The organism is Brachybacterium epidermidis, from assembly GCF_015209585.1.
Classification (GTDB): Bacteria; Actinomycetota; Actinomycetes; order Actinomycetales; family Dermabacteraceae; genus Brachybacterium; species Brachybacterium epidermidis.
Genome location: NZ_JADEYR010000004.1, coordinates 176,214 through 201,181 on the forward strand (window position 1 = coordinate 176,214; position 24,968 = coordinate 201,181).

26 protein-coding genes are annotated in these 24,968 nt (G+C 69.5%); 9 read left to right on the forward strand and 17 right to left on the reverse strand.

Annotated elements, in window-relative coordinates:
• Positions 1-23: 23 nt before the first annotated feature.
• Both IOE58_RS06185 and IOE58_RS06190 read right to left on the reverse strand, forming a co-directional pair.
• Positions 24-182: a hypothetical protein gene (locus IOE58_RS06185; RefSeq protein ID WP_193865532.1), complete on the reverse strand. Its 159-nt coding sequence runs from the start codon at positions 180-182 to the stop codon at positions 24-26.
• A 20-nt stretch (positions 183-202) separates the two neighbouring features.
• Entirely contained in the window at positions 203-1,312 is a 1,110-nt protein-coding gene (locus IOE58_RS06190) for a GuaB3 family IMP dehydrogenase-related protein (RefSeq protein WP_193865533.1), read from the reverse strand.
• Positions 1,313-1,428: 116 nt separating this feature from the next.
• Here IOE58_RS06190 and IOE58_RS06195 point away from each other — a divergent pair, with 116 nt between their 5' ends.
• The 3 genes from IOE58_RS06195 (at position 1,429) to IOE58_RS06205 (ending at position 4,144) form a co-directional block, all read left to right on the forward strand.
• The gene (locus IOE58_RS06195) at positions 1,429-2,370 is read left to right on the forward strand and encodes an alpha/beta fold hydrolase (RefSeq protein WP_348981890.1); all 942 of its coding nucleotides are present in this window, start codon (positions 1,429-1,431) and stop codon (positions 2,368-2,370) included.
• On the forward strand, positions 2,367-3,080 hold the full coding sequence (locus tag IOE58_RS06200) for a TetR/AcrR family transcriptional regulator (protein WP_193865535.1): 714 nt from the start codon (positions 2,367-2,369) through the stop codon (positions 3,078-3,080). The genes IOE58_RS06195 and IOE58_RS06200 overlap by 4 nt, the downstream gene beginning before the upstream one ends.
• Before the next feature lie 329 nt (positions 3,081-3,409).
• Positions 3,410-4,144: a hypothetical protein gene (locus tag IOE58_RS06205; RefSeq protein WP_193865536.1), complete on the forward strand. Its 735-nt coding sequence runs from the start codon at positions 3,410-3,412 to the stop codon at positions 4,142-4,144.
• Between the two features lie 29 nt (positions 4,145-4,173).
• On the opposite strand, the gene IOE58_RS06210 is transcribed toward IOE58_RS06205, so the two are convergent.
• Positions 4,174-4,626, reverse strand: a complete 453-nt coding sequence (locus IOE58_RS06210; RefSeq protein ID WP_193865537.1) for a PH domain-containing protein — start codon at positions 4,624-4,626, stop codon at positions 4,174-4,176.
• 181 nt (positions 4,627-4,807) lie between these two features.
• Between IOE58_RS06210 and IOE58_RS06215 the strand changes: the two genes are divergently transcribed.
• Together IOE58_RS06215 and IOE58_RS06220 are read left to right on the forward strand one after the other, a co-directional pair.
• Entirely contained in the window at positions 4,808-5,746 is a 939-nt protein-coding gene (locus IOE58_RS06215; protein WP_193865538.1) for a hypothetical protein, read from the forward strand.
• A 237-nt stretch (positions 5,747-5,983) separates the two neighbouring features.
• The gene (locus tag IOE58_RS06220; protein WP_193865539.1) at positions 5,984-6,730 is read left to right on the forward strand and encodes a hypothetical protein; all 747 of its coding nucleotides are present in this window, start codon (positions 5,984-5,986) and stop codon (positions 6,728-6,730) included.
• Positions 6,731-6,775: 45 nt separating this feature from the next.
• Here IOE58_RS06220 and IOE58_RS06225 read toward each other — a convergent pair whose 3' ends face one another.
• From IOE58_RS06225 to guaB, 3 genes are all read right to left on the reverse strand, one after another.
• Positions 6,776-7,498 (reverse strand): exonuclease domain-containing protein, encoded by a 723-nt coding sequence (locus IOE58_RS06225; protein ID WP_193865540.1) that lies wholly within the window; start codon positions 7,496-7,498, stop codon positions 6,776-6,778.
• A 103-nt stretch (positions 7,499-7,601) separates the two neighbouring features.
• Entirely contained in the window at positions 7,602-8,132 is a 531-nt protein-coding gene (locus IOE58_RS06230) for a hypothetical protein (RefSeq protein WP_193865541.1), read from the reverse strand.
• A gap of 85 nt (positions 8,133-8,217) precedes the next feature.
• A complete protein-coding gene (gene guaB, locus IOE58_RS06235; RefSeq protein ID WP_193865542.1) occupies positions 8,218-9,717 on the reverse strand; it encodes an IMP dehydrogenase in 1,500 nt (499 codons plus the stop codon).
• Positions 9,718-9,806: 89 nt separating this feature from the next.
• Here guaB and IOE58_RS06240 point away from each other — a divergent pair, with 89 nt between their 5' ends.
• Complete coding sequence (locus IOE58_RS06240) at positions 9,807-10,265, forward strand: VOC family protein (protein WP_193865543.1); 459 nt, start codon at positions 9,807-9,809, stop codon at positions 10,263-10,265.
• Between the two features lie 190 nt (positions 10,266-10,455).
• On the forward strand, positions 10,456-12,111 hold the full coding sequence (locus tag IOE58_RS06245; protein ID WP_193865544.1) for an inorganic phosphate transporter: 1,656 nt from the start codon (positions 10,456-10,458) through the stop codon (positions 12,109-12,111).
• A gap of 72 nt (positions 12,112-12,183) precedes the next feature.
• Here IOE58_RS06245 and IOE58_RS06250 read toward each other — a convergent pair whose 3' ends face one another.
• Positions 12,184-13,461: a threonine/serine exporter family protein gene (locus IOE58_RS06250; RefSeq protein WP_193865545.1), complete on the reverse strand. Its 1,278-nt coding sequence runs from the start codon at positions 13,459-13,461 to the stop codon at positions 12,184-12,186.
• A 143-nt stretch (positions 13,462-13,604) separates the two neighbouring features.
• Here IOE58_RS06250 and IOE58_RS06255 point away from each other — a divergent pair, with 143 nt between their 5' ends.
• Together IOE58_RS06255 and IOE58_RS06260 are read left to right on the forward strand one after the other, a co-directional pair.
• Entirely contained in the window at positions 13,605-14,756 is a 1,152-nt protein-coding gene (locus IOE58_RS06255; protein ID WP_193865546.1) for an AAA family ATPase, read from the forward strand.
• Entirely contained in the window at positions 14,756-15,340 is a 585-nt protein-coding gene (locus IOE58_RS06260; protein WP_193865547.1) for a hypothetical protein, read from the forward strand. Before IOE58_RS06255 ends, IOE58_RS06260 begins: the two co-directional genes overlap by 1 nt.
• 7 nt (positions 15,341-15,347) lie before the next feature.
• On the opposite strand, the gene IOE58_RS06265 is transcribed toward IOE58_RS06260, so the two are convergent.
• From IOE58_RS06265 to IOE58_RS06310, 10 genes are all read right to left on the reverse strand, one after another.
• The gene (locus IOE58_RS06265; protein WP_259889356.1) at positions 15,348-16,121 is read right to left on the reverse strand and encodes a hypothetical protein; all 774 of its coding nucleotides are present in this window, start codon (positions 16,119-16,121) and stop codon (positions 15,348-15,350) included.
• Positions 16,122-16,152: 31 nt separating this feature from the next.
• Positions 16,153-17,169 carry a pseudouridine synthase gene (locus IOE58_RS06270; RefSeq protein WP_193865549.1) on the reverse strand — a complete coding sequence of 339 codons (1,017 nt, stop codon included), beginning with the start codon at positions 17,167-17,169 and terminating at the stop codon, positions 16,153-16,155.
• Between the two features lie 80 nt (positions 17,170-17,249).
• The gene (locus IOE58_RS06275) at positions 17,250-17,948 is read right to left on the reverse strand and encodes a hypothetical protein (protein ID WP_193865550.1); all 699 of its coding nucleotides are present in this window, start codon (positions 17,946-17,948) and stop codon (positions 17,250-17,252) included.
• Positions 17,949-18,215: 267 nt separating this feature from the next.
• The gene (gene groL, locus IOE58_RS06280) at positions 18,216-19,802 is read right to left on the reverse strand and encodes a chaperonin GroEL (protein ID WP_193865551.1); all 1,587 of its coding nucleotides are present in this window, start codon (positions 19,800-19,802) and stop codon (positions 18,216-18,218) included.
• 22 nt (positions 19,803-19,824) lie between these two features.
• Complete coding sequence (gene groES, locus IOE58_RS06285; RefSeq protein WP_193865552.1) at positions 19,825-20,121, reverse strand: co-chaperone GroES; 297 nt, start codon at positions 20,119-20,121, stop codon at positions 19,825-19,827.
• A gap of 366 nt (positions 20,122-20,487) precedes the next feature.
• Positions 20,488-21,360: a metallophosphoesterase gene (locus IOE58_RS06290; RefSeq protein ID WP_193865553.1), complete on the reverse strand. Its 873-nt coding sequence runs from the start codon at positions 21,358-21,360 to the stop codon at positions 20,488-20,490.
• 300 nt (positions 21,361-21,660) lie between these two features.
• Positions 21,661-22,098: a molybdenum cofactor biosynthesis protein MoaE gene (locus IOE58_RS06295; protein ID WP_193865554.1), complete on the reverse strand. Its 438-nt coding sequence runs from the start codon at positions 22,096-22,098 to the stop codon at positions 21,661-21,663.
• Positions 22,099-22,271: 173 nt separating this feature from the next.
• Positions 22,272-22,820 carry a MogA/MoaB family molybdenum cofactor biosynthesis protein gene (locus IOE58_RS06300; RefSeq protein WP_193865555.1) on the reverse strand — a complete coding sequence of 183 codons (549 nt, stop codon included), beginning with the start codon at positions 22,818-22,820 and terminating at the stop codon, positions 22,272-22,274.
• Positions 22,821-22,892: 72 nt separating this feature from the next.
• Entirely contained in the window at positions 22,893-23,486 is a 594-nt protein-coding gene (gene moaC / locus IOE58_RS06305) for a cyclic pyranopterin monophosphate synthase MoaC (protein ID WP_228019069.1), read from the reverse strand.
• The gene (locus IOE58_RS06310) at positions 23,483-24,886 is read right to left on the reverse strand and encodes a molybdopterin molybdotransferase MoeA (RefSeq protein WP_193865556.1); all 1,404 of its coding nucleotides are present in this window, start codon (positions 24,884-24,886) and stop codon (positions 23,483-23,485) included. Before IOE58_RS06310 ends, moaC begins: the two co-directional genes overlap by 4 nt.
• Between the last annotated feature and the right edge of the window lie 82 nt (positions 24,887-24,968).

A 24,968-nucleotide genomic window follows, 5' to 3' on the forward strand; every position in this document is an offset into this window, starting at 1 on the left:
GCCGATGATCTGGTGGTCGCGGTTCAGTGCTCGCCGAGCATCTGTCCGCCATCCGGCCGGGTCCTGCCCAGCATGCGGCGGCGACGGGTGGCCTCCTGCTCCGCCTGGATCTTCTTGTGCACGCCGGCCGCCACCGCCCAGACCAGGCCGAGCCGCACCGAAAGGATCTGGAACCCCTCCATTGCTCTGCCTCGTTTCGAGCTCAGACGGTGGTGACGACCTCGACCCGCTGGAACTCCTTGAGATCGAGGTAGCCGGTGGTGGCCATGGCGTGCCGCAGAGCTCCCACCATGTTGGTGGTGCCGTCGGCGGCGACCGACGGGCCGAACAGGATCTGCTCGAGCGGGCCGGCCGTGCCCACGGCCACGCGGTGGCCGCGCGTGAGCGTGGGATGGTGGGCCTCGCTTCCCCAGTGGTAGCCGCGCCCAGGAGCCTCCTCGGCGCGAGCCAGGGCCGCACCGACCATCAGGCCGTCGGCCCCGCAGGCGATGGCCTTGACCAGGTCCCCGGAGCGGCCCAGGCCGCCGTCGGCGATGACATGCACGTAGCGGCCACCGGACTCGTCCAGGTAGTCGCGGCGAGCACCGGCCACGTCGGCCACGGCGCTGGCCAGCGGCACCGAGATGCCGAGGGTCTCGCGAGTGGTGTGGGAGGCCCCACCGCCGAAGCCGACCAGCACACCGGCAGCGCCCGTGCGCATCAGGTGCAGGGCCGCGGTGTAGGTGGCGCAGCCGCCCACGATCACGGGGACGTCCAGCTCGTAGATGAACCTCTTGAGGTTCAGCGGTTCGCGCCCGGAGGAGACGTGCTCGGCCGAGACCGTGGTGCCGCGGATGAAGAACAGGTCCACACCGGCGTCGACGACCGTCCTCCAGTGCTCCTGGGTGCGCTGGGGCGACAGGGAGCCGGCGGCGGTCACGCCCGCGTCTCGCAGTTCGCGGATCCGGTCGCGGATCAGCTCCGCCTTGACCGGTTCGGCGTAGATCTCGCGCATCAGGGCCACCACGTCGTCGTCCGAGGCGGCGGCGATGCGGTCGTAGTAGCGGGTGGGGTCCTCGTAGCGGGTCCACAGGCCCTCGAGGTCCAGCACGCCCAGGCCGCCGAGCTTGCCCAGGGCGATCGCGGTGGCCGGGGACATGGCGGAGTCCATGGGGGCACCGAAGATGGGGATGTCGAAGTGGTAGGCGTCCATCTGCCACGCCGTGGAGACGTCCTCGGGGTCACGGGTGCGGCGGGAGGGCACCACCGCCACGTCGTCGAGGCTGTAGCTGCGTCGTCCCCGCTTGTTGCGGCCGATCTCGATCTCGCTCATCACCATGCCAGTCTATCGACGCTTCGAAATCTCACAGCCGAACCGCCCCCTGCTCGCGCCGCCGGGCGATGTGCTGCTGGTGCAGGTCGGCGCGCGAGGAACGCGACACGGCACGCGTGGTGACGACCACGAGTTCTGACTGTTTGACCAGAATCGTCATTCCGGTCAAACTGGTGGTGCTGGAAGGCCTCGACGGACAAGGAGCCGGGCCCGTGAATGACGACGATCGCAGCCGAGCACACTCGGTGACCGTGGAGCGCGCAGGGTCTCGCCTGCACGCCTGGGTCCACGGGCCCGACGGCGCACCCCTGATCGCCCTCACGCATGGGGCCACCATGGATCACCGCATGTTCGATCCGCAGATCCCCGCGCTCACGGACGCCGGGTACCGAGTGCTGACCTGGGACGTGCGAGGACACGGCATATCGAAGCCGTTGGGCCGCACCCCGATCACGATCGGCGACATGGCCGAGGACCTGTTCGCATTGCTGGAGCACATAGGAGTCGACGAACCGATCTGCGTGGGCGGCCAGTCACTGGGCGGGATTGTGGCACAGGAGATGGTGCTGCGCCGGCCGGGCGTCTTCAGTGCCGTGGTCATCATCGGATCCACCTGCACGACGATGCCGATACCCCGCTGGGAGCAGTGGGCTCTGCACACGTCGACGTTGTGGTTCGTCCCATGGCCGTGGGGGTTCCTCCAACGAACCTTCGCTCGCTCCACTGCACGCACGCGAAACGTCCAGGAGTATGCGGTCGATGCCATCGGCCAGTTGTCCAAACGCGAGTTCCTGCATGTGTGGGGGGCTGTGACACGCGCGATCCGGCCCCGTCCCAACTACCTGATCGAGGTGCCGCTGCTGTTCACCCACGGCGAACACGACAGGACGGGCAACGTCGCTCGCACGATGCCGGCATGGGCCGCACGTGACCCGCATTCGCGTTACGAGGTGATCCCCGATGCCTCGCACAACGCGAACCAGGACAACCCAGCGCGCTTCAACCAGGTGCTGCTGGAGTTTTTGACCGAGCACTATCCCGCAGGAAGCACGGCATGAAGGACCGACGCGAACAGCTGCTGGAGGCCGCTGCACAACTCTTCGTCCAGCACGGCGTCCGCAAGACGAGCGTCGCGGACGTGACCCGCGCCGCGGGTGTCTCCAAGGGGTCCTTCTATCTGGAGTTCTCGTCCAAGGACGCCCTGTTCGACGAGGTGGTGCGCCACGAGTTCAGCGCCTACCTCGCCGACGCCGCGGCGCGTGTGGCGCAGGACCCAGCGGGAGGACGGCTCTCCCGCATCTACCACCACAGCGTGCATGCGCTGCTGCACCGCGCGTTCCTGCGCTCGCTCTACACGGACACCAGCGGGGCACTGACGGGACTGCTCCACGGTCGCGGTCCGGGTCACTACCGGCCCCGCGTGCTGCTGGGCGCCGAGTTCATCGAGCAGATGCAGGCCGCCGGGCTCATCCGGGCGGATCGACGGCCCGCCGCGATCAGCCACACCCTCAGCACACTGATGGTCGGCCCGCTGCTGTCCGAGCCTCTCTTGCGAAGCGAGGGCTCGCCTCCGCTGGCGGACACCCTGCAGGCGATCAGCTCGATGATCACTGATTCGTACGAGTGCGCGTCCGGCGACGTCGAGGCCGGGAAGAGGGCCTTCGCTGCGCTGATCGAGGCGATGACGGAAGCCATGGGAGAAGATCTGCCGTCGGTGGTCGCACCTCGCCCTGCGCCGGGCGAGCTCACAGGCGGAGGACACCGATGATCCTGCAGCGCCCGGGCACGTCGGTCTGCTACGAGGTGAGCGGTGACGGCCCAGCGGTCGTCCTGATCCATGCCATCAGCACGGGTCGACGTATGTGGGACCGCCACGTCGCGCAGCTTCGCGCACGCTCCAGGGTGATCACGTTCGATGCCCGCGGCGTCGGGGACTCGGGTGACCTGACCGGCACCGATCGTGTGCGGGACCAGATCGCCGACCGCTGTGCCAGCCCCGCGACTTCACCATGATCCTGCCCGAGGCGCTGGACGAAGTGGACAACAGGCAGGCCCGCCAGAACGAGTGATCGGCTCGTGAACCACTACCGTTGCTCCATGGACCGTAGCGACCGAGCCAAGGCGGACGACCGACGTCCGGCACTCAACCGGAGGGACCTCGCAGGCTGGGAGGCGACGGGCCCCGGGCACGCACTACTGGGCCCGTTCTCCCCCGTGTGGGCGGCGGTGCCGTCGCTGGCGGGGCTGGTGCTGGCCGTTCCCGCTGCGGCGGAGGCCTTCGGCACGGCCCCGGAGGCTCGCACCCCCGGGGACCTGGGGCCGCTGCTGCTCGCCCTGGCGCTGCTGGCCGGTGGGTACTCGCTGCTGCGCCTGATGCAGCTGGCCGTCATGGCGTCCCGATGGGACGTGAGCCGGCAGGGTGGCATCCCGTCGAGGCGCGTGATGAGTGAGCATTCGATGCACGGCACGTGGGTGACGGGCGTCGGTGGCTCACTGCTGCTGATGGGCGCGCTGGGCGTGTGGTCCGATCTGGACGGGAAGCTGTCCGGCCTCGAGCCGGGCACGACGCTGGTGGCTGTGGGGGCGGCCGGCAGCATCGCGGCACTGGCCCTGGCGAACTGGATCGGGCGCGCGTGGGAGGGACACACCCAGCGCCACGAGCGGGTTCAGAAGGAGGAGCGGGAGCGCCGGCTCGCAGACCCCCTGGTCCGCATCAGAGAGGCCAGTCGAGATTCACATCCGGGGTCCGACCTTCTTCCTGAGGAACTCGTCGACGTTCTCCGCCCAGGAGTGACGCCGGCTGATCTGCCAGGCACCACACCTCGACCATGACTGGGGACGAGCGGCCCTCCGATCTGCCATCAGCTCTCGCGGTACACGGGCCCGAAGCTGCGGCGCATCCGCTCGCGCAGCCTCGCCACCTCATCAGCGCCAGCGCGAAGCTTGAACACGAGGTCCTTCTCCCTCACCGGCGCAAACCGGACCCGTGGCGGAGCCATCAGCCCTCCGGCAGTGATCTCCACCGCCCGGATCTGCGACCGAGAGATCTCACGTCTGACCTTCCAGCGGATCAGCCCCTGCGCCGTCCAGAGCACGCGGCGATCAGTGACCAGCAGCACCGGGGGATCCTCCGTCGCGACCTGTCCAACAGCAGCGGCCACCACCCGCTCGTCCTCCTCAAGGACCGCACGCGAAGTCCAGACCTCGAAGTCGGCGATGCCGTCCTCCCTCATCAGCTGTGCGAGGCTCTGCTCAGCAGGACTGCTCGCCGTGCTGGAGATCGCGTCCTGGTACTCGCGAAAGCGACTGTCCATATCGCCAGCATAGACATGATCCGATGTGCGGAGCCCGGCTCTCGATCGATGCCCATGGGGACTTCTCCCCATGGCCCCGATCAGCCCTCTCACCGTACTGTCGCACCTGAATCCAGCAACGTCAGGCTGCGCCCCGGCCTCCGAGCCAGGCGTGCGCCTCCCTCATCCCAAGGAAACGGCCATGCCCTTCATCGGTGGCGATACAGAACAGATGCGCCAATACAGCGAATTGGCCACACGAAAGAGCACACTGCTCGCGGAGATGGGCTCCCACCTCGACGCAGTTGTGCTCAATGAGCAGATGTGGGTCGGCCACGATGCCGATGAATTCCGCACCAGGTACCAGACTGACATCCGGCCCCGGCTGGACCAGGTCAGCGCCGATGTGCAGGGCTGCGGCATCACCGTGACCGATCACGCCGAGGAGCAGGACGCCGCTTCCGGCGCGGACTCCGGCACAGGTACCGACAACGGCAGTACCGGAAACGGCAGCGGTGGGGGTGGACTCCCCGAGTGGTTGACCAACCCGACCAAGACCTGGTCCGACTTCCAGAAGCTGTGGAACAAGGGCAAGAAGCTCTTCGACGTCTCCCGGGCTGTTCCGTCCTGGATGCGCGCGCTGACGGACCCGGATGCAATGAAGCAGATCGGCCATCTCCTGGATGCGAACCTGCTCGCCCAGTCGAAAGTGTTCAACTGGGGCAAGGAGTTCAGCAAGCTGACGGAGAAGGTCCTAGGCAACTTCAACATCCCTACCGGGTTCTTCAACCGGCAAGCGTTCGGGTTCATCGATGATTTCGCCCAGGGCTTCGCAGGCAAGGCCTCCCACTTCCTGAGCAATCCCGCATTCCGCCTCGCCGGCAAGGCGGCACCGTGGTTGGACGTGGGGCTCGGCGGCTTCGAGGCGTACGAGGGCTTCCGCGATGGGGATCGGCAGAAGCAGGTCACCGGCGGCATGACAGCCGTAGGCGGCGGTATGGTCCTGGCTGGTGCAGCGGCCTCCGCAACCGGTGTTGGAGCAGTTGCCGGCGTGCCGTTGATGGTCGGGGGGACTGCACTCAGCCTCGGCGCTGCCGGATTGGACATTGCGAAGGACTATTTCGGCTGGAGCGGATTCTGAGACCCTCGCGACATCGATACCGGCCCACCGGTCCTCCCCCACCGCCTCAGCGAACCGGATGACCCCGCCCCTGCCGGTTAAAGTGGCGCTGTCTCCGTCTCACCCGTCAGCCCCGAGGAGTTCTTGATGCCCCCCTCTACGCTCGGCCCCACCTCGCTGATCACGGAGCGCGATGTCAGCTCTGTCCGGTTTCTGCTTCAGCAGATGCCGGAGAGTGAAGAGCAGACGACTTTCATCATGCTCACCGATGAAGAGATCGCGGGGGTCGATGGCACGCAGTCCCTCGAACTGGTGGGGAGCCCCTACCTCTCGAACGAGGGCATCGACCAGCGCTCGGCCGTGGCCTCCGCGACTCGCTCCTTGGCTGCCCGCGGCATGGTCACCCTGGACCCTGAAGCACGGGACGACGAGGGTGCCGTGCTCGAAGGGGACGGCGACCCCTCGAAGCGCACCATGCAGCTCAGCCCTGTTCTGGCCGGCGTGTTCCTGCTGCGCCGGTCGGCCGCCGGTTTCCTCACTGCGACGCGGGTGCTTGAGGACGGAACCACGACGAACTCTCTGTATTTCACGCCCGACGGCACGGCGCTGGAAGAGTTCGTCACGACCGACGGCCTGCATCTGTTCAGCCTGCTGCGACGCGATGCGATCGCTGACCGGCTGGCCACCTATGCTGACCCGTTCAACGCCGCTTCGGAGGACGGCGAAGAGCAGATGATGAACCGCTCCGAGCTGACACCGGGGTTCGTGCTTCCCGATACCCGCGTGGCCACCACGTTCACTGCGATGCACCCTGGCGGCGGCTACGCAGCCTACGTGTACGCCACCGGTGACGCTGTGCACCTCATCGATGCAGGCGCCTTCGATGAGGACGGCCCGGAGGATTCCCAGACTCTGCCAATGGCTGCGGTCTCGGCGTCGACCCTGAGGGAGATGCTCTCCGCAATCCTCGACGAGGTGACACCACCCGGTCAGCCTCAGCCCTGAGGGCTGGACCCGGCGTGCGGTCCGCCCTGGACGGGAAGCAGTCCGTCAGAGAGGCCAGTCGAGGTTCACGTCCGGGGCCCGACCCTTCTTCCTGAGGAACTCGTTGAAGTTCTCCGCCCAGGAGCGGTGCCAGCTGATCTGCTGCTGATGCAGATCTTCCAGGCTGGAGACCCCCACCTGAGGGTGCGCGGCGACGATGGCCCGCAGCACGTCCAAGGTGGCGGAGACGTCCACATCCGCGGTGTGGAGCCTGCCGTCCTGCTGGATCCCGTAGTGCGCCAGCAGATCCGTGAGGGTTCGCTTTCCCTTGCGGTAGCGGTCCACACCACGATCCACCACCAGAGGATCGATCACCGGGGCGATCACATGGCCCACGCGATCGGTGAGGGTGGGCAACCCCAGGCGGCGCAGCTCGTTCTCCAGGATCGCCAGGTCGAAGCTGCCGTTGAAGGCCACGATGGGGACGTCCAGGGCGAGGGCGTCGGCCAGCATCGTGGCGACCTCGTCGAGGGCCTCGGCGGACTTCATTCCGTGCATGCGGGCGTGCTCGGTGCTGATGCCGTGCACCTTCTGCGCCCCCTCGGGGATCTCCATCTCCGGATCGATGAGCCAGGTCGCGACCGTCTCCCCCAGCCTGCCGGGAGCCACCGAGTGCACCAGGGCCACGGTGACGATGCGATCCCGGCCGACGTCGGTGCCGGTGGTCTCGGTGTCGAAGCCGAGCAGCGGGCGCTGGGTCCAAGAGGCGGCAGGGGCGAGTGCGGTCATGGATCCAGGGTAGGCGCCAGGGCCGACATCCCGGTCCGCTGTGGACGGCAGAGCGGCGGGGAGGAACCTGGCTCGCCGGGCACCGGGACCCGGCGCGGACCGGTCAGCTGATCGTCGAGGCGATGATCAGGGCCGGGATCGCGAACGCCCCGAACCAGAGCGCAGGTGCGACAAAGGCGATCAGCAGGCCGGCGATGGCGCGGCCGGGCCGCTCCCGCCGCACCAGCGCCACCACGCCGGTCACCATGGCCGCGAGCGCCGTCAGCCCCCACAGGATGAAGGAGGCGAAGGCCGCGGTCACCAGGGTCTGATAGCCCTCGGGGGTGTCTCCGAGGTAGCGGCCGGCCTCGGCCTCCTGCGGGGCGATGGTGAAGCCCACCAGAGCCGCGACGCCCATACCCCCGATCAGGGCGAGCAGGCCGAGGATCAGCGAGATCCGACCCCAGCGGGTGCCGTTGCGCGGGGCGACCGTGCGTCGGTCGGTGCTCGGCGCGGGTGCGGGCGCGGGACCGGCCGTGCCCTGCCCAGGCGCGGGACCGGCTGCATTCAGCGCAGGATCGGGGGCCTGGCTCGGAGTCGGATCGCCTGCGGGGCGCGGATCGGACTGGGGCATCGGGGTGTTCGTCGTGCTCATGGTCCTCGACGTTAACGAATGCGCGCGTCACAGTCCTGGGGGTTATCCCCACGGATCAGTGCGGGCGCGCCCCGCCCCTGCGGTCTCAGCGGGAGGAGTAGTTGGGCGCCTCCATGATCGCGGCCAGGTCATGAGGGTGGGACTCCTTGAGCCCGGCCGGGGTGATCCGCACGAACTGCCCCTTGTCCTTCAGCTCAGCGACGGTGTGCGCGCCCACGTAGAACATGGACTGGTGCAGGCCGCCCACCAGCTGGTGGAGCACGCTTCCCAGCGGGCCGCGGTAGGCGACCCGGCCCTCGATGCCCTCGGGCACGATCTTGTCGTCGCCGGAGACGTCGGCCTGGAAGTAGCGGTCCTTGGAGAAGGACTTCTTGCCGCGCGAGGCCATCGCGCCCAGGGAGCCCATGCCCCGGTAGGACTTGTACTGCTTGCCGTTGACCAGCACCACCTCGCCCGGGGATTCCTCGGTGCCGGCCAGCAGCGAGCCGACCATCACGGAGTCCGCTCCGGCCACCAGGGCCTTGGCGATGTCACCGGAGTACTGCAGGCCACCGTCGCCTATCAGGGGTACACCGGCGGGCTTGGTGGCCTTGGAGGCCTCGTGGATGGCGGTAATCTGGGGGACGCCCACACCGGCCACCACGCGGGTGGTGCAGATGGAGCCCGGTCCCACGCCCACCTTCACCGCATCCACACCGGCGTCCACCAGGGCCTGGGCCCCGGCCTGGGTGGCGACGTTGCCGCCGATCACCTGGACGCCGTCGAAGTAGGAGTCGGACTTGATGCGCTGGATCATCTCGCGCGCCAGGCGTGCGTGACCGTTGGCGGTGTCCACCACCAGCACGTCCACGCCGGCGTCGCGCAGCGCACCCGCACGGTCGATGGAGTCGCCGAAGAAGCCCACGCCGGCGCCGACCAGCAGGCGCCCCTGCCCGTCCTTGGAGGCATCGGGGAACTGCTCGGACTTCACGAAGTCCTTCACCGTGATCAGGCCGCGCAGGGTGCCATCGGCGGCGACCAGCGGCAGGCGCTCACGCTTGTTCTTGCGCAGCAGGGCGGTGGCCTGCTCGGGGGTGACGTCCTCCGGGGCGGTGAACAGCTCGGTGGTCATCACCTCCCGCACCTGGGTGGTAGGCCATTCGGCCACGGGGATGAATCGCAGGTCGCGGTTGGTGCAGATGCCCAGCAGCTGGTTCTTCTCGTCCACCACCGGCAGGCCGGAGACCCGGAACTGGCCGCACAGGGAGTCGAAGTCCTCGAGGGTGGCGTCGGGGCCGATGGTGATCGGGTTGGAGATGCGGCCGGTCTGGGTGCGCTTGACCAGGTCCACCTGGTGGGCCTGGTCCTCGATGGAGAGGTTGCGGTGCAGGATGCCGATGCCGCCGTGGCGGGCCATGGCGATCGCCATCCGCGACTCGGTCACGGTGTCCATGGCGGCGCTCGCCAGCGGCACCCGCAGGGAGATCTCCCTGGTCAGGCGGGAGGTGGTGTTCACCTCGGAGGGGATCACGTCCGTCTCGCCGGGCAGCAGCAGCACGTCGTCGTAGGTCAGGCCGATGAAACCGAAGGGGTCCGCGCTCGTCATGGATCGATGCTACCCACGCCCCCGCGATGGCAGGGCCCCACGGGGCGTGGTTCCGGACACGTGCCCAAGCGCCGGTCTACAGTCGGCCCATGACCTCTCCCACCCCGTACCTCCACTTCCCCGGCACCGCGCGCCAGGCGCTGGAGTTCTACGCCGAGGTGTTCGGCGGGGAGCTCGAACTGCACACCTTCGCGGACTTCCAGCGGGAGGACGGCCCCGGTTCGGCGATCGCCCACGGGATCCTCACCGGCCCGGTCTCGCTCTACGCCGCCGATGCCACCGAGAAGCGCCACGAGCTGCGCACCGACGGGCTGATGTTCTCCCTGCTGGACACTGCCGACCCCTCGGTGCTGCGACGCTGGTTCGCGCGTCTGGCGTCGGAGGGAACGGTGGTCGAGCAGCTCCAGCGTCGACCCTGGGGCGCCTCCGACGGGCAGGTCAGGGACCGCTTCGGCCTGCTGTGGCTGATCGGCTTCGAGCACGAGCAGGCGGCAGAGCTGGCCCCCGCCACGACGTCCCCGCAGGAGCCCTCCTCCAACGAGCGGTGATCCCCTGCCGAGGTCTCCCGTCGGCCCGGTTGCGCGGGTCACCGGCAGGCTGACCTGACGTCACCCTCGGAATTCACCCGAAGTTCACCAAGCACCGGTTGACGTCCTAGAGTGAGCGGGTCCTTGCCGGGAAGTCGGATGCTCGAATCGCTCCCGGATCCTGCCCCCTCCACACTCGGGAACCACGACGATGCGACGCATCCACGAGCCGACCTCCACCGATGACCCGGTCGGTTCCGCCAGGCACACCCCGGCGCCGGTCGGCATGCTCGGTCCGGACCGGAACTGGCACCTGGGTGCCGGGCTGATGACCCTCGCGACGGCCGGGGCCTTCACGATCTGGGCGTTCGCCTACGCGGGCACCCATGTCAACGCCCTCCTCCTGGTCCTGGCACTCGCCTTCGGCCTGTTCATGGCCTTCAACATCGGCGGCAACGATGTGGCCAACTCCTTCGGCACCAGCGTGGGTGCCGGCACCCTGACCATGAAACAGGCCCTGGTGGTGGCGGCCGTGTTCGAGGTCTCCGGTGCGGTGCTCGCCGGTGGGTCTGTCACCGAGACCGTGCGCAGCGGCATCGTCGATCTGGACCAGATGCAGGTCGACGCGCCCGCCTTCACCTACATCATGATGTCCGCACTGCTGGGTGCAGCGGTATGGCTGCTGCTGGCCACCCGGATGGGCTGGCCGGTCTCGACCACCCACGCGATCATCGGCGGCATCGTCGGTGCCGCGGTGACCACCGGTCTGGTGACCGGGACCGGCGGGCTGGCGATGGTGCAGTGGGGTGAGATCGGGCAGATCGCCATCTCCTGGGTGCTCTCCCCCGTGCTCGGTGGGGTCGCCGCGTTCCTGCTGTTCGGCGCCATCAAGCGGCGCATCCTCGCGCCGGCCGCGCGTGCGATCGCGCTCGGCTCACGGGGGTTCGACGACGGCGACGACGAGGACGATGCGGACGATCCGGAGCAGGCCCGCCACGTGCCCGGCTACGAGCGCCTCACCGAGCTGCAGCAGACGGCGTTCGCCGAGTCCGCGGAGCTGGACCGGAGCCCGGGCAGCCCCGGGGCGGAACTGGTGGAGCGGGCCGAGCAGCTGACCAAGAAGCAGCGCAAGGCCGCCCGCAACGTGGAGCGCAAGGCGGCCTACCACGCACTGGAGAAGAGGGTCCCGCCGCTGGCCGCGGGAGCCGCGGTGGTGATCGCCTCCATGCTGATGTTCAAGGGGCTGAAGAACGTGGGCCTGGACATCACTCCCTGGGGCGGCGCGGTCCTGCTGACCATGCTGGCGGTCGCCGTATGGATCGGCACCCGCGTCTTCGCGCGCGCCCTGCGCACGCAGACCATCTCGCAGGCCACCTTCATCATGTTCAGCTGGCTGCAGGTCTTCACCGCCTGCGCCTTCGCCTTCAGCCACGGTGCGAACGACATCGCCAACGCCGTGGGTCCGTTCGCCGCGGTGCTCGACGTGCTGCGCACCGGAACCGTGTCCCAGGAGGCGGCGGTGCCCATGGCAGTGCTCGTCGCCTTCGGGATCGCGCTGGTCTCCGGCCTGTGGTTCGTGGGCCGCAAGGTGATCCAGACCGTCGGATCCGGGCTCACCACGATGCACCCCTCCTCGGGGTTCGCCGCCGAGCTGGCCGCGGCCGCCACCGTGCTGCTGGCCTCGGTGCTGGGACTGCCGGTCTCCTCGACCCACATCCTGATCGGTGCCGTGCTGGGCGTGGGTATCGTGAACCGGGCGGCGAACTGGAAGCTGATGCGACCCATCTTCCTGGCCTGGATCATCACCCTGCCCGCCGCTGCAGGCATCGGCGCCGTGGCGGTGCTGGTGATGCGGGCGATCTTCTGACCCACCGCTCACCGACGCCGCGCAGCGCCGCGCTCACCCGCTCCTGCGGGACTGGCACGGCTCCGGCAGCCCTCAGGTGGGCTGGTGCACGCGACGCCAGGCGGGTGAGGTGGCCAGGTGCGCCAGGGCCAGACCGAAGGCCGCCGCCAGCACCGTCTGCACCGCTTCCTGCAGCAGCAGCACGCTCTCGGCCAGCTCCCCGGCGTTCAGCATCGTGAACCCGGTGTACATCGCATAGCCGGGGATCATGATCACCACGGCCGGCACCGAGATCGAGATCCGCGGCACGTGCTTGATCCGCGCGATCACGTAGGCGGTCACGCCCACCAGCACGGTCGCTGCGAGAGTGGCCAGCTGCACCGGGACCCCGCCCTCGGTCATCAGGAAGCGCAGCGAGTTGGCCACGGTGGACACCGCAGCCGCAGCCACCGCGATCTTCCAGGGGGAGTTGAAGATGATCGCGAAGCCGAGCACGCCCAGGAACGTGGCCAGGGCCCGCAGCGGAAGCTCCAGTGCGAACGGCAGGCCCAGGGGCGTCGCTGGCTGGGCGTCGACGCCGGCGGCGATGCTCACCGTCCAGATCGCTGCGGCCGCCCCCAGGATGATCATCCCCGAGTAGGTCAATCGAGCCATGCCGGCCGAGAAGTCGGAGCGCACCAGGTCCAGCACCCCGGTGATCATGGGGAAACCCGGAACCAGGAACAGCACGGCGGCCATGTACCCGCCGAGGTTGCCCGGGGGGATCCAGCCCAGGCCCACCGGGACCCCGACCATCGTCAGGTACAGGCAGGCGGTGACCACGGCCGCGATCACGGGGATCAGCAGGTGGGTCCACTGCCGCAGCTGGAACACCCGGCGCACGGCCTGCCCCAGGGTGGCTGCGATCCGCACGGCGAGGATCTCGGTAGGGCCGGCCTGGTTCAGGAAGGCGAAGGCTGCACAGGCGATGCCGGCCGCCAGCGCGTTGACCGGGCGCGAGTACAGGGGGCGCCGTGCCTTGATCCTGGCCAGTGCCTCGAACACATCGGCCGCGGAGGTGCCGCGCTCCGGGAGCGTCTCGACCATGCGCTGGGTGCGGTACAGGTGGTCCACGTCCACGCCCACGTGCCCGGGCTGCGTGATCCGGGTGCGGTAGCGACCGTTCAGCGTGGCAGTGGCCGTGATGTCGGTGTAGGTGACGATCGAGGTGAACGAGTCCAGCCCCAGCGCGCGGGCGGTGCGGCTCATGGCCACCTTCACCCGGTACGAGGCCATCCCGCCGGCCAGCAGCTCGCTGCCCACGGCCGCCGCGGCCTCGGAGCGGATCGTCAGGGAGTCGGCCACCCCGAGGGGGCTGGTCGAGGTGGGCACCGGCCGATCCCCAGGCCGATGGTCCCCCGGTTCCCGCTCCGGTGCCGGCGACGCGGCGTTGCTGGTCATACAGCGAGCCTACCGGCGGTTCCCACGCCACAACTCACCGGTAGACTCCCGCCATCATGACGGAAGGAGGGCCCATGCGATTCACACACATGAACGTCCAGAACTGGCGGAACTTCAAGGACGTCCAGTTTCCGATCGAGGACAGACTGTTCATCGTGGGACCCAACGCCGCGGGGAAATCAAATCTGCTAGATGTGTTCCGGTTCCTTACGGACATAGCCCGGCCCGGCGGAGGTCTCGCGGCCGCCTTCGCTGATCGGGGCGGCTTCAGTGCGGTGCGGTCCCTCTTCGCACGCAACCACCGTCACGGACAGGTATCGGTAACCGCGCATTTTAGCGACGATGCAGATGAGTGGACGTACCACCTCGCCGTCAAGGGCGAGCAGCGCGGCCACCATCGCGCTCTCGTCGCAGAAGAAGTGGTCACGCGCAACGGCGAAGAGTTGTTGCGACGCCCCGATGCCTCCGACGAAGCCGATCCGGAACTGCTGACCCAGACCCACCTGGAACAGATCACGGCCAACAAATCGTTCCGCGCACTTGCCGAGCACCTCCAGAAGACGCGGTACTTCCATCCGGTTCCACAGATCATCCGCAACCCCGGTTTCTTCCACGCATCCGGGCCACGCGACCCTTTCGGCAGCGACGTCATTAAGCAGATGAACGAAACGGCGTCGCGGACCCGATCAGCGTGGCTGCAGAAGATAGAGAACGCGCTACAGGCTGCTGTACCCCAGTTCGAGTCCCTGAGCGTTGAGCCTGATGCGTCCGGGGTCCCCCACCTGCACGCCACCTACCGCAATTGGCGCCCCGCCCCCACCCGGCAGACCGAGTCGGAGCTGTCCGATGGGACGCTGCGCTTGATCGGCCTGCTGTGGACGCTCGTCAGCGCCCCCTCCTCTGGTGGAGTGCTCCTGTTCGAGGAACCAGAGCTGTCCTTGAACGCGGGAATCGTTCGCACCGTCCCCGCTCTTCTCGCACGTGTGCAGCGCGACCGCGATCTGCAAGTGCTCCTTTCCACGCACGCGCCAGAGCTCTTGGACGAGGAGACAGTTTTACCGGAGGAAGTTCTGGTCATGCGGGTCACAGAAGACGGCAGCACCGCCTCGTTGCTCTCCGACATCGCAGAGGTCCGGGCCGAGGTGGACTCAGGTCTCCCCTTGTCGGAGATCGTCCAATCTCTGATCGAACCTGTCGCGGCGCGTCAATTGGCTCTGCGGCTATGATGACTGCGGGCATCACCGTCGTTGTGGAGGGAGATTCCGACGTCGCGGCCGCTCGGGCTGTCATCGAGGCTGCGGGCAGATCCCCTGGTCGCGTCTTCGTCAAGCGCGGCACGGGGGCGATGGATAGAGATCTGGACAAATACATCTCGGCGAGTGCCCACGGTTCCTACGTCATCATTCGCGATTCAGACGGTGTCTGCCCCGTCGAGCTCCGCGAGGAACTTGTCGGAACAGTCTCGCCCCTGCCCCCGAGCTTCCAACTCCGTATCGCGCATGCGATGACGGAGGCCTGGCTCATGGCCGACCACGAGGGCTTCGCGCAGTACTTCTCCGTGCGCACCGCTGATCTGCCTGCTGCCCCGGAGATGATCAGAGACCCCAAACAGCGTTTGCTACAGATATGCGCTCGGTCACGATCGCGAACGATACGTGCGGCAATGGTGCGCAGCAACGGACGAATCGGAACCGGGTATGTCACTACGCTCCAGCAGTTCGCTGAGTCACGCTGGGACGCGAAGCGAGCTGCATCAAGGTCACCGAGTCTGCAGCGCGCCCTCGAACGGATCCGTCAGATGCCCCTGTGAGCGACGCTCACGGCTGTGCGCTCGGATCACCCTCGCGCGGGGGCTCCTTGCCTCCCACCACCCGTCGGACGCGGTCGAATTCGGCCTGGAAGGCGTCCTCGTCGTGAGCATAGTGGTCCTGCCAGGCCATGCCCAGGCGCGCGGCGAGCTCCCGGTTGTTCTGCTCGCGTCGGGCCCGGCGCGCCTCGTCCACCAGGACGCGGCGTGGTGGCGCCGCTCGCAGACCGGCGGCAGTCTGCAGCACGCGCAGACCGTCGAAGGAGGCCTGGTCCCAGCCGATCTCCGGGATCAGCCACTGGCGCTCCTGCGCCGCATCGTCGCGGATCCCGATCAGCGCCAGGGACCCGCGCTCGGCCTCGCCCACGGCGTAGACCACCTGGTCCGTGCGGGCTCGGTCCGTGGTGCGCATACCCTTGCGCAGGGTCAGGGCACCGTGCTGCTCATCGAGCAGGGCGACCCTGCGGGTGAACACCAGCGGCACGAATGCCCACAGTGCGAACAGGCCCCACAGCAGCAGCGCACCGACAAGCAGCTGCGCCCACGCCGGTTCGAGCATCTGCTCCAGCGGTCCGCGGTGCCCGTCCAGGATGCGGGCTCGCCGCCACTGCTGCAGGCCCGCCCCCGCGAAGGGAGACAGCAGCAAGGAGATAAGGGGCAGCCCGATCAGAACCCCGGGCAGGTAGCGGGCCCTGATGCTGGGGCCGACGAGCACCGCGCCGGACCGGGTGCGGCGGGGGGCCGGCGCGGTCGCGGCGTCGCTGAGCGTCTCACCGGTCGTCACCCTCCCAGGGTACGGGGCCGACCGCGGGCTCTCACCGTCGATGTCGCCGTTCATGAGGGGGCCCCGGCAGGTCGAGTGCGGAGGTGAACCGTCGCTCCTGCCCGGTGACGGGGTCGGTGAAGGCGAGGGAGCGGGCCAGCAGGTGCAGCGGCCCGACCGGATCGCGAGGCGTGGGGTAGAGGTCCTCCCCCACGATGGGCATGCCTCGGGAGGCGAGCTGGGCGCGCAGCTGGTGGGTGCGGCCGGTGAGCGGGCGCAACCGCAGGGTGAGGGTGCCGTCCAGCTCGACGGCGGCCACCTCGACCTCGGTGATCGCGTTGGGCTCCCCTGCCACCATGCGGGCGAGCAGATCGCCGTGTTCCTTGACCAGGCGATCGCGCACCACCGTGCGCGCACCGACCATCGTGGGCAGATCAGCCGGCACGGCGGCACCTTCCCGGTACGGCGCTACCCACGCCAGGTACTCCTTGCGCACTTCCCGGCGGGCGAACAGCTCCTGGTAGGCACTACGCTCGGCAGGATCCACGCCGAAGGCGAGCACGCCGGCGGTACGACGGTCCAGGCGATGCAGGGGGCTGAGCGTAGTGATGCCGGTGCTCCGGCGCAGCCGCACCAGGGCGCTGGAGAGCACGTGGGAGCCGCGCGGCATGGTGGCCATGTCGTGCGGCTTGTCCGCCACCAGCAGGTGCTCGTCCTGATGCAGGATCACCAGGTCGACATCAGGGACGTGCTCCTGGCGGAGTTCGCGGTGGAACCACAGCTCGTCCCCGGGCTGCAGGACGTCCTCGGCCGCCCACGCGGTGCCGTCGGCACGCACGATGTCACCGCGGGCGAAGCGCTGCTCGAGCGGAGTCGCGGCTGGATCGGCCAGGGCGGGGTATCTCTGGCGCAGACCGGCCAGGGCCGTGGTCCCCGGAACGTGGCTTCCCCGAGGAGCGGGGGTGGGCTCGGGGCCGTGCGCACCCCGGCCGGGAGGGGTCGCTGCGGGGTTCGGGATCCGGTAGCGGACCGGGTCCAGTCCCTCTCGCTGCGGCAGCGGGGGCGGCATGCGACGGGAGCGCCTCCGGGCGGCTCGGCCGGGCCGACCGAGCTCGGGGCCGGGATCGCGGCCGGGTTCGGGGGACGGGCTCACAGCCCCCACACGACGAAGGTGAACACGTTGTGGAACACGTAGAACGCGATCAGCCCCAGCAGCAGCAGGTTCGGGTGCCTATCGATGAAGGTGAGGGCCTGCGGGACCTGATCGCGCAGCTCCCGCGGCGTGAGGGCGTCGTAGTGGTCCACGGGGGTTCCCGCCTTACCGGCACAGCGCAGCACGGCCTCCTGGGCGCGCGGGCCGAACAGTCGGCTGGAGACGGCCAGCATCCGCTGGTCCCGCTTGTCCAGCAGGTACACACCGTCGTAGCTGGTATCCGCGGTGTCGAGCATCTCGGCCGGGGTGGCTCCCCGGTCGATGTCCCGTACCGCGATCACACGCCCCACGTCCCTCCACTGGGCCTCGATGGTGGTGCGGCAGAGCCCCTGCAGCCGGAAGCCCTTCTCGTTGACCTGCAACCAGGCGGTGAGCACTCTCAGCACGGTCACCGCGGCGATCACGGCCACGGCCACCCACAGCAGCAGGGGCAGGGTGAACAGCGGGTCGCGGGCGAGTTCGGGGTCCCGCCACAGCTTCTGCCCCACGAAGCTGATGATCACCAGGAACTCAAGCACCACCACGAACACCAGCGCGATCAGCAGGGTGCCCAGGATGACGCGGCCGGGTGGGCTGAAGGTCCGGGTGGGTGCGTTCGCGTCAGCCGGTGGCTGCACCTCGCGACTTCCGACCACAGGTCCTCCTGTCCAGCGGCACGACGCGGGTCGCACCGGTTCCGTCCCAGCTCGTCATCGAGCCGCCAGCGGGTCGATGCACCCTGATTCTAGGCTGTCGCGGCGCTCGTGCCCTGCCGCGACCACGTGGAGGGGGCGTGGCGCCTCCACAGCGGGAATGACGGAGCGGGCCGCACCGGGGGTCGGTGCGGCCCGCTGCCTGTCACAGGTCTGGGCCGACAGCGGGGGGGACCCGCCGGTCGACCGACCGGCCGGACGATCAGACGATCACTCGTCCTCATCATCCTTCTTGTCGACCACGAGGGTCTCGGTGGTCAGGACCAGGCCCGCGATCGAGGCCGCGTTGCGCAGCGCCGAGCGGGTGACCTTGACCGGGTCGATGATGCCGGCCTCGGCCAGGTCGACGTACTCGCCGGTGGCGGCGTTCAGGCCGTGGCCGACCTTCTCGGCCTTGACCTTCTCCACCACGACGTAGCCCTCGTGGCCCGCGTTCTCGGCGATCCAGCGCAGCGGCTCGGCGACGGCCTTGGCCACCGCACGCACGCCGACGGCCTCATCGTCCGACAGCCCCAGGTCGCCCTCGAGAGCGGAGGCCGCCTGGACGATGGCGCTGCCGCCACCGGCCACGATGCCCTCCTCGATGGCCGCACGAGTCGCGGAGACCGCGTCCTCGATGCGCATCTTCTTCTCCTTGAGCTCGACCTCGGTGTGGGCGCCCACCTTGATGACGGACACGCCGCCGGCGAGCTTGGCGAGGCGCTCCTGGAGCTTCTCGCGGTCCCAGTCGGAGTCGGTGTTCGCGATCTCGGCGCGGATCTGCGCGACGCGATCGGCCACGGCCTGCTCGTCACCGGCACCGCCCACGATGGTGGTGGTGTCCTTGGTGACCACCACGCGGCCGGCGTGGCCGAGCACCTCGGTGCCGACGGTCTTCAGGTCCAGCCCCAGATCGGAGGTGACGACCTGGGCACCGGTGAGCACCGCGATGTCCTGCAGCATCGCCTTGCGGCGGTCGCCGAAGGCGGGGGCCTTCACGGCGGCGCCCTTGAAGGTGCCGCGGATCTTGTTGACGACCAGCGTGGACAGGGCTTCGCCGTCGACGTCCTCAGCGATCACGAACAGCGGCTTGCCGCCCTCGACGACCTTCTCCAGCAGCGGCAGGATGTCGGCCACGGCCGAGATCTTGCCCTGGTGCAGCAGCACCTGGGCGTCCTCGAGCACGACCTCCTGACGGTCGGCGTCGGTGACGAAGTGCGGGGAGATGAAGCCCTTGTCGAACTGCATGCCCTCGGTGAACTCGAGCTCCATCGCGGTGGTGGAGGACTCCTCCACCGTGATGACGCCGTCCTTGCCGACCTTGTCGAAGGCCTCGGCCAGCAGCTCACCGATCTCGCGGTCCTGGCTGGAGACGGCCGCAACGTTCGCGATCTGCTCCTTGCCGTCGACCTCGATGGCGATCTCGCCGAGCTTGGAGGAGATGGCCTCCACGGCCTTCTCCATGCCGCGCTTGAGCGAGGCCGGAGCCGCACCCGAGGCCACGTTGCGCAGGCCCTCGTGGACCAGCGCCTGGGCCAGCACGGTGGCGGTGGTGGTGCCGTCGCCCGCCACGTCGTTGGTCTTGGTGGCGACCTCCTTGGTGAGCTGGGCACCGAGGTTCTCGTAGGGATCCTCGAGCTCGATCTCACGGGCGATGGTCACGCCGTCGTTGGTGATCGTGGGGGCGCCCCACTTCTTGTCCAGCACGACGTTGCGGCCCTTGGGCCCCAGCGTCACGCGGACGGTGTTGGCGAGCTTGTCGACTCCGCGCTCCAGGGCGCGACGAGCCTGCTCGTCGTAGATGATCTCTTTCGCCATGTGGATCTAGACCTCAGTCCGTTCAGTTCTCGATGATCGCGAGGATGTCGCGCGAGCCCAGCACCAGGTACTCCTGGTCGCCGTACTTCAGCTCGGTGCCGCCGTACTTGGAGAAGACGACCTTGTCGCCCACCTTGACGTCGACCGGGATGCGCTTGCCCTGCTCGTCGAAGCGGCCCTCGCCGACGGCGACGACCTCGCCCTCCTGGGGCTTCTCCTTCGCGGTGTCCGGGATGACCAGGCCGGAAGCGGTGGTCTGCTCCGCCTCGAGCGGCTTGATGACGACACGGTCCTCGAGGGGCTTGATGGAGACCGACATGCGGCTCACTCCTTCATGAAGAGATGACTCTGTGAGTTCGGGGTGCGGGATCCCGATCCTGATCGTCGTCGCGGTGCCGACCGGGAAGGATCCCTCTGGCAGCTTCTGGCACTCTGTGCCGTCGACTGCCAACGAGGGCAACTCTAGAACTACGCTGGCACTCATGCAAGATGAGTGCTAACGACTCCCCCGACTCCCTCCTGCGCACCAGGTCACCCCCTTTTTGTGAAGGCAGCGACAACGAACCGAGATCCTCCCCTTCACCCGCGCGGGCATGCACCGGGTGATGGAGCTCGGCGGCGCCGGGCGTGTGGCCGGCAGTGCGGTCGCCGCTCCGGCTGCGGGCGGCGACGTGGTCGACGGCTCTCAGCGCCCGGCGGCGTCGATGATCGCCTGCACGTTCTCGGGTCCGAAGTCATAGACCGGCACCCGCACGTCGCCGGCGGTGTCCCCTCCGGTGTCCCCGGCGTTGGGCCACAGGGAGGTGATGATCCCCGGGGCCGTCCCGTTCGCGTCGATCTGGAGGATGCTCGCACCGGACAGGGCCAGGGACCTCTCGTGATCCCCCGCCGCCACCGGATCCACCACGTTGGTGATGCCCGGGGTCACGTGCACGGGGATCCCGGCGAGCTGCCCGGTCATCTCGTGGTGGTAATGCCCCGAGAGGATCGCCCGCACATCGGTGCCGACGAGCACCTCGGCCAGCTCGTCCACCCCGTCGAGGTCGAGGGCGCGCAGCATCCGGGTGGCGGCCGTCAGCGGGGGATGGTGCACCACCAGCACCGTTCCACCCACGGAGGGCTCAGCCAGAACGCTGCGCAGCCACTCGAGCTGGGCTGGATCCAGGTGGCCGTAGCCGGCACCGGGGACACTCGAGTCCAGCACCACCGCCCGGGCTCCGCCGACCGTGGTGATCACGCGGTCCTGGTAGCGGGGGTCGTGGTCCCCGGGGCCTGCCACCTGGGCGTAGGCGGCGGGAACGTCGTGGTTGCCCATCGCGACCACCAGGGGCGCACCGAGAGTTGCGGCGAAGGGGTCCAGCAGGGCGTGCAGCCTGCGGTAGCTCTCCACCGTGCCATCCTCGGAGGCGTCCCCGCTGTGCACCACCAGGTCCACGCCCTCAAGGCCCGCCAGGCGGTTCAGCACGCCGCGCAGGGCGGCCGCGGTGTCGATCCGCCCGTAGTGACGAGCGGTGGGATCGCCGTACAGGTGGGTGTCGCTCAGGTGCAGGATGCGCATGGCGTCGAGAGTAGCGACCGCAGGTTGCCAGCAGGTGACATCGGCACAGTCGGTGGGTCGTGCGCGGTGCCTGTTCGCGCCGAGGATCTCGGTGGGAATGCCCTCACGGTCCAGTCGCTGGAGCGCCTCCTCCAGCGCCTTCCAGCGCACGTAGATCGGTCGCAGCCGACCGGGGGGACGGACGGCCTCCTCCCGCACGCCGAGGGCGAGCAGGAACTGCCCGGCCGCGACCCCACAGGTAGTCGTGGTCCTGGGTCCATGCGAAGCCCGGTGGCGTCGACCTGATCTCTGATCCCCCCGTCATCCCAGGGCGCCCACCCATTCATCGGTGCCGTCAGCGAAGTGCTGGTGCTTCCAGATCGGCAAGCGCTGCTTGACCGTGTCCACCAGGTCGTCGCAGGCGGCGAAGGCCTGCTTGCGGTGCGGGGCCGCGACCGCGCAGCCCAGTGCGGTCTCACCGATCGCGAGCGGCCCCACGCGGTGGGCGAGGGCGATCACCGTGTCGGGGTAGCGCTCGGCGATCTCACGTGCCACCTCGACGATCACCTCGCCCGCGCCGGGGTGCCCGGAGTACTCCAGGCGATCCACGCCCTTGCCGCCGTCGTGGTCGCGGACCACGCCGTCGAAGGTGACCACGGCGCCGCAGCGCGGATCGGCCACCGCGCGGGCGAGCGCGGTGACGGACACGGGCTGCTCGGTGACCTGTGCGTGGCGCACCCGATCAGGGGCGGGGCCCATGGGAGGGTCCTCCGGCACGCGCAGCTGACCGGGGTCGGCTCCGAAGGGCGTGGGCCCAGGCCCGGGATCCGCTGCCGACGGCGCGGCCGGGTCCGGATCCGACGGTGCAGCCGGGTCCGGATCCGACGGTGCAGCCGGGTCCGGATCCGACGGTGCAGCCGGGTCCGATGCCATCATTCGTGGCCTCCGCCATCGCGCTGCTCCAGCAGGTGGTCGAGGATCGGGTCCAGCACGGCGATGCCGTCCTTGACCCCGCCACGGGAGCCGGGCAGGTTCACCACGAAGCTGCGGCCGGCCATGCCGGCCAGGCCTCGACTGAGCACGGCGGCCGGGGACTTCTGCGAGCCGATGCGGCGCACCGCCTCGAGCACACCGGGCATCTCCCTCTCGATCAGCGGGGCGGTCTGCTCGGGGGTGACGTCGGTGGGGCTGATCCCGGTGCCGCCGGAGCTGATGATCACGTCCACGCCGTCGGCGACGGCTGCGGCGAGCGCTTCTCCCACCTCGGGGCCATCCGGTACCAGCACCTTGGTGACCTCGTCCAGGCCGCGCCCCTGCAGCCACTGCACCAGCAGCGGGCCGGTGCGGTCCTCGTAGGTGCCGTCGGAGGCTCGGGTGGAGGCGATCACCACACGGGCGGTGCCGGTGAGGGCGGGGGCGGGGGCATCCTCGTCGCGGGCTGTGCAGTCGGCGTCGGTGCGCCGAGCGGGCATCTGCTTCATCGGGTCTTCTCCTCGTCGGTCGCGGGCTCCGCGGGTTCGGCGGGCACCACGGGCTCAACGGGCCGGGTGTGCTCAGCGGACTGGACGGATTCCGGGGCTCGGCGGGCTGGGCGGATTCCGGAGCCCGGCGGACTGGGCGGATTCCGGGGGCTCGGCGGGCTGGGCCGACCGGTCCTCCCGGCGCCAGTCGCCGCTCTTTCCGCCGGACTTGGCCAGCACCAAGACCTCCTCGATCACGGCCAGGTGGTCCACGGCCTTGATCATGTCGTACACGGTCAGTGCGGCGATCGACGCCGCGGTCAGGGCCTCCATTTCCACGCCCGTCACGCCCTTGGTACGCACGGTGGCGGTGATCTCCACCCGGTCCTCGCGCGGCTCCAGGTCGATCTCGATGCCGGACAGCGGCAGCGGATGGCACAGCGGGATCAGGTCGCTGGTGCGCTTGGCGCCCATGATCCCGGCGATGCGGGCCACCGGCAGGGCCTCACCCTTGGGCAGGTCGCCGTCGGCGATGCGGGCCACCACGTCGGGGCGGGTGCGCAGGATCGCACGGGCGGTGGCCCGACGGGACGTGGTGGCCTTCTCGGTCACGTCGACCATGTGGGCGGAGCCGTCGGCTCGCACGTGCGAGAGGTCCTGGGGCGGGCTCGCGGGATCCTGGGTCATCGTTCTCCTCCGGGAAGCAGGATGGTCTCCACCACGTCACCGTCGCGCAGATGGCCGGTGCCCACGGGCACCAGCACCAGGGCATCAGCCTGGGCGAAGCCTCCGATCAGGTGGGAGGAGGCTCCCCCTACCAGTCGCACGTGGCCCGAGGGCATCACCCGGGCGCGGCGGTACTGTGCCAGCGCCTTGGGGGACGTCTCTTCGCTCTCGAGCTGCACGGGCAGGCGCAGCGTGGTGCGGGCGGGCGCCCCCAGGGCGGGGCGCGCTATCAGCTCGCAGCTGAGCAGGGCGGAGACAGGGTTGCCGGGGAAGGCCAGCCACGGGATGCGCGCGGCGGGCAGGCCGTCGGAGCCTGCCCGGTCCAGGGTGCCGATCCCCTGGGGGCCGCCGGGCTGCATCGCCACGGAGGTGAAGGTGAGCGTGACGCCCTCGTGCTGGGCGGCGTGGCGCACCACCTCGAAGGCCCCCATGCTCACCCCGCCGCTGGTGACGATCAGCTCGGCCTCGTTCTCGGTGACCAGCCGGCGCAGTGCCTCCAGGAGCTCCTGTGCGTCGTCGGGCACGGTGCCGACATGCACCACGTCGGCACCGGCGGCGGTGAGGGCGGCGGCCAGTCCCGGTCCGTTGGCGTCGAAGGTAGCGCCCTCGGCGAGCACGGCGCCGGCCGACGGGGCGGCGACCTCGCTGCCGGTGGACAGGACGATCGTGCGCACCGGGGCGATCACCTCCACCTCGCCCACGCCGCAGGTGGACAGGTGGGCGAGGCGCGCCGGGGTGAGCACCTGCCCCTCGCGCAGGATCACGTCCCCGTGGTGGGTGTCCGAGCCGCGGCGACGCACGTAGCGGCCCGCCTCGGTTGCGGCGGGGCGCAGGGTGACGGTAGCGGGGCTCCGGGCTGGGGCGCCGGTGACGGTGTCGGGGGTGCCGGTGGCAGTGTCGGGGGTGCCGAGGGTGCCGGTGGCGCCGGCGGGGTCGAACCTGCCGCGCTCGCTCTCCTCCACCGGGATCACGGCGTCGGCGCCGCGCGGGATGGGCGCGCCGGTCATGATGGGGGCCGCCGTGCCCGGCCGATGGTCCACAGGCGGATCGCCGGCAGCGATGGTGGCCGCCAGAGTCAGGGCGACGGGAGTCCCCGGCGCACGGGGGGTGCCTGTCGGGCCATACAGGTCGGCGAGCGCCACGGCGTATCCGTCCATCTGGGAGTTGTCGTGGCCCGGCACGTCGACCGCCGCCCGGCGGTCCGCTGCGGCGACCCTGCCGACGGCTCCTGCCCCCACGGCGATCCGCTCAGTGCGGCGCACGGCGGCCAGCAGGGCGACGGCATCAGCCACGTGGTCGGCCAGAGGGGTGCGCTGCCGACCCGCGGTGCCCGCGGGGGAGCCTGGTGTGCCTGCTGACATGGCCGCCTCTCCGGTGTGACTGGGTCTCCAGTCCAGTATGGCGCGGTGGCCCTCCGGCGCGGGGCTCGGGCGCGGGGAGCGG

Coding starts and splice junctions, on each gene's coding strand:
- IOE58_RS06185 (WP_193865532.1), bottom strand. CDS start 182: ATGGAGGGGTTCCAGATCCTTTCGGTGCGGCTCGGCCTGGTCTGGGCG.
- IOE58_RS06190 (WP_193865533.1), bottom strand. CDS start 1,312: ATGAGCGAGATCGAGATCGGCCGCAACAAGCGGGGACGACGCAGCTAC.
- IOE58_RS06200 (WP_193865535.1), top strand. CDS start 2,367: ATGAAGGACCGACGCGAACAGCTGCTGGAGGCCGCTGCACAACTCTTC.
- IOE58_RS06205 (WP_193865536.1), top strand. CDS start 3,410: ATGGACCGTAGCGACCGAGCCAAGGCGGACGACCGACGTCCGGCACTC.
- IOE58_RS06210 (WP_193865537.1), bottom strand. CDS start 4,626: ATGGACAGTCGCTTTCGCGAGTACCAGGACGCGATCTCCAGCACGGCG.
- IOE58_RS06215 (WP_193865538.1), top strand. CDS start 4,808: ATGCCCTTCATCGGTGGCGATACAGAACAGATGCGCCAATACAGCGAA.
- IOE58_RS06220 (WP_193865539.1), top strand. CDS start 5,984: ATGCTCACCGATGAAGAGATCGCGGGGGTCGATGGCACGCAGTCCCTC.
- IOE58_RS06225 (WP_193865540.1), bottom strand. CDS start 7,498: ATGACCGCACTCGCCCCTGCCGCCTCTTGGACCCAGCGCCCGCTGCTC.
- IOE58_RS06230 (WP_193865541.1), bottom strand. CDS start 8,132: ATGAGCACGACGAACACCCCGATGCCCCAGTCCGATCCGCGCCCCGCA.
- guaB (WP_193865542.1), bottom strand. CDS start 9,717: ATGACGAGCGCGGACCCCTTCGGTTTCATCGGCCTGACCTACGACGAC.
- IOE58_RS06240 (WP_193865543.1), top strand. CDS start 9,807: ATGACCTCTCCCACCCCGTACCTCCACTTCCCCGGCACCGCGCGCCAG.
- IOE58_RS06245 (WP_193865544.1), top strand. CDS start 10,456: ATGCGACGCATCCACGAGCCGACCTCCACCGATGACCCGGTCGGTTCC.
- IOE58_RS06255 (WP_193865546.1), top strand. CDS start 13,605: ATGCGATTCACACACATGAACGTCCAGAACTGGCGGAACTTCAAGGAC.
- IOE58_RS06260 (WP_193865547.1), top strand. CDS start 14,756: ATGACTGCGGGCATCACCGTCGTTGTGGAGGGAGATTCCGACGTCGCG.
- IOE58_RS06270 (WP_193865549.1), bottom strand. CDS start 17,169: ATGCCGCCCCCGCTGCCGCAGCGAGAGGGACTGGACCCGGTCCGCTAC.
- groL (WP_193865551.1), bottom strand. CDS start 19,802: ATGGCGAAAGAGATCATCTACGACGAGCAGGCTCGTCGCGCCCTGGAG.
- groES (WP_193865552.1), bottom strand. CDS start 20,121: ATGTCGGTCTCCATCAAGCCCCTCGAGGACCGTGTCGTCATCAAGCCG.
- IOE58_RS06290 (WP_193865553.1), bottom strand. CDS start 21,360: ATGCGCATCCTGCACCTGAGCGACACCCACCTGTACGGCGATCCCACC.
- IOE58_RS06295 (WP_193865554.1), bottom strand. CDS start 22,098: ATGGGCCCCGCCCCTGATCGGGTGCGCCACGCACAGGTCACCGAGCAG.
- IOE58_RS06300 (WP_193865555.1), bottom strand. CDS start 22,820: ATGAAGCAGATGCCCGCTCGGCGCACCGACGCCGACTGCACAGCCCGC.
- moaC (WP_228019069.1), bottom strand. CDS start 23,486: ATGACCCAGGATCCCGCGAGCCCGCCCCAGGACCTCTCGCACGTGCGA.
- IOE58_RS06310 (WP_193865556.1), bottom strand. CDS start 24,886: ATGTCAGCAGGCACACCAGGCTCCCCCGCGGGCACCGCGGGTCGGCAG.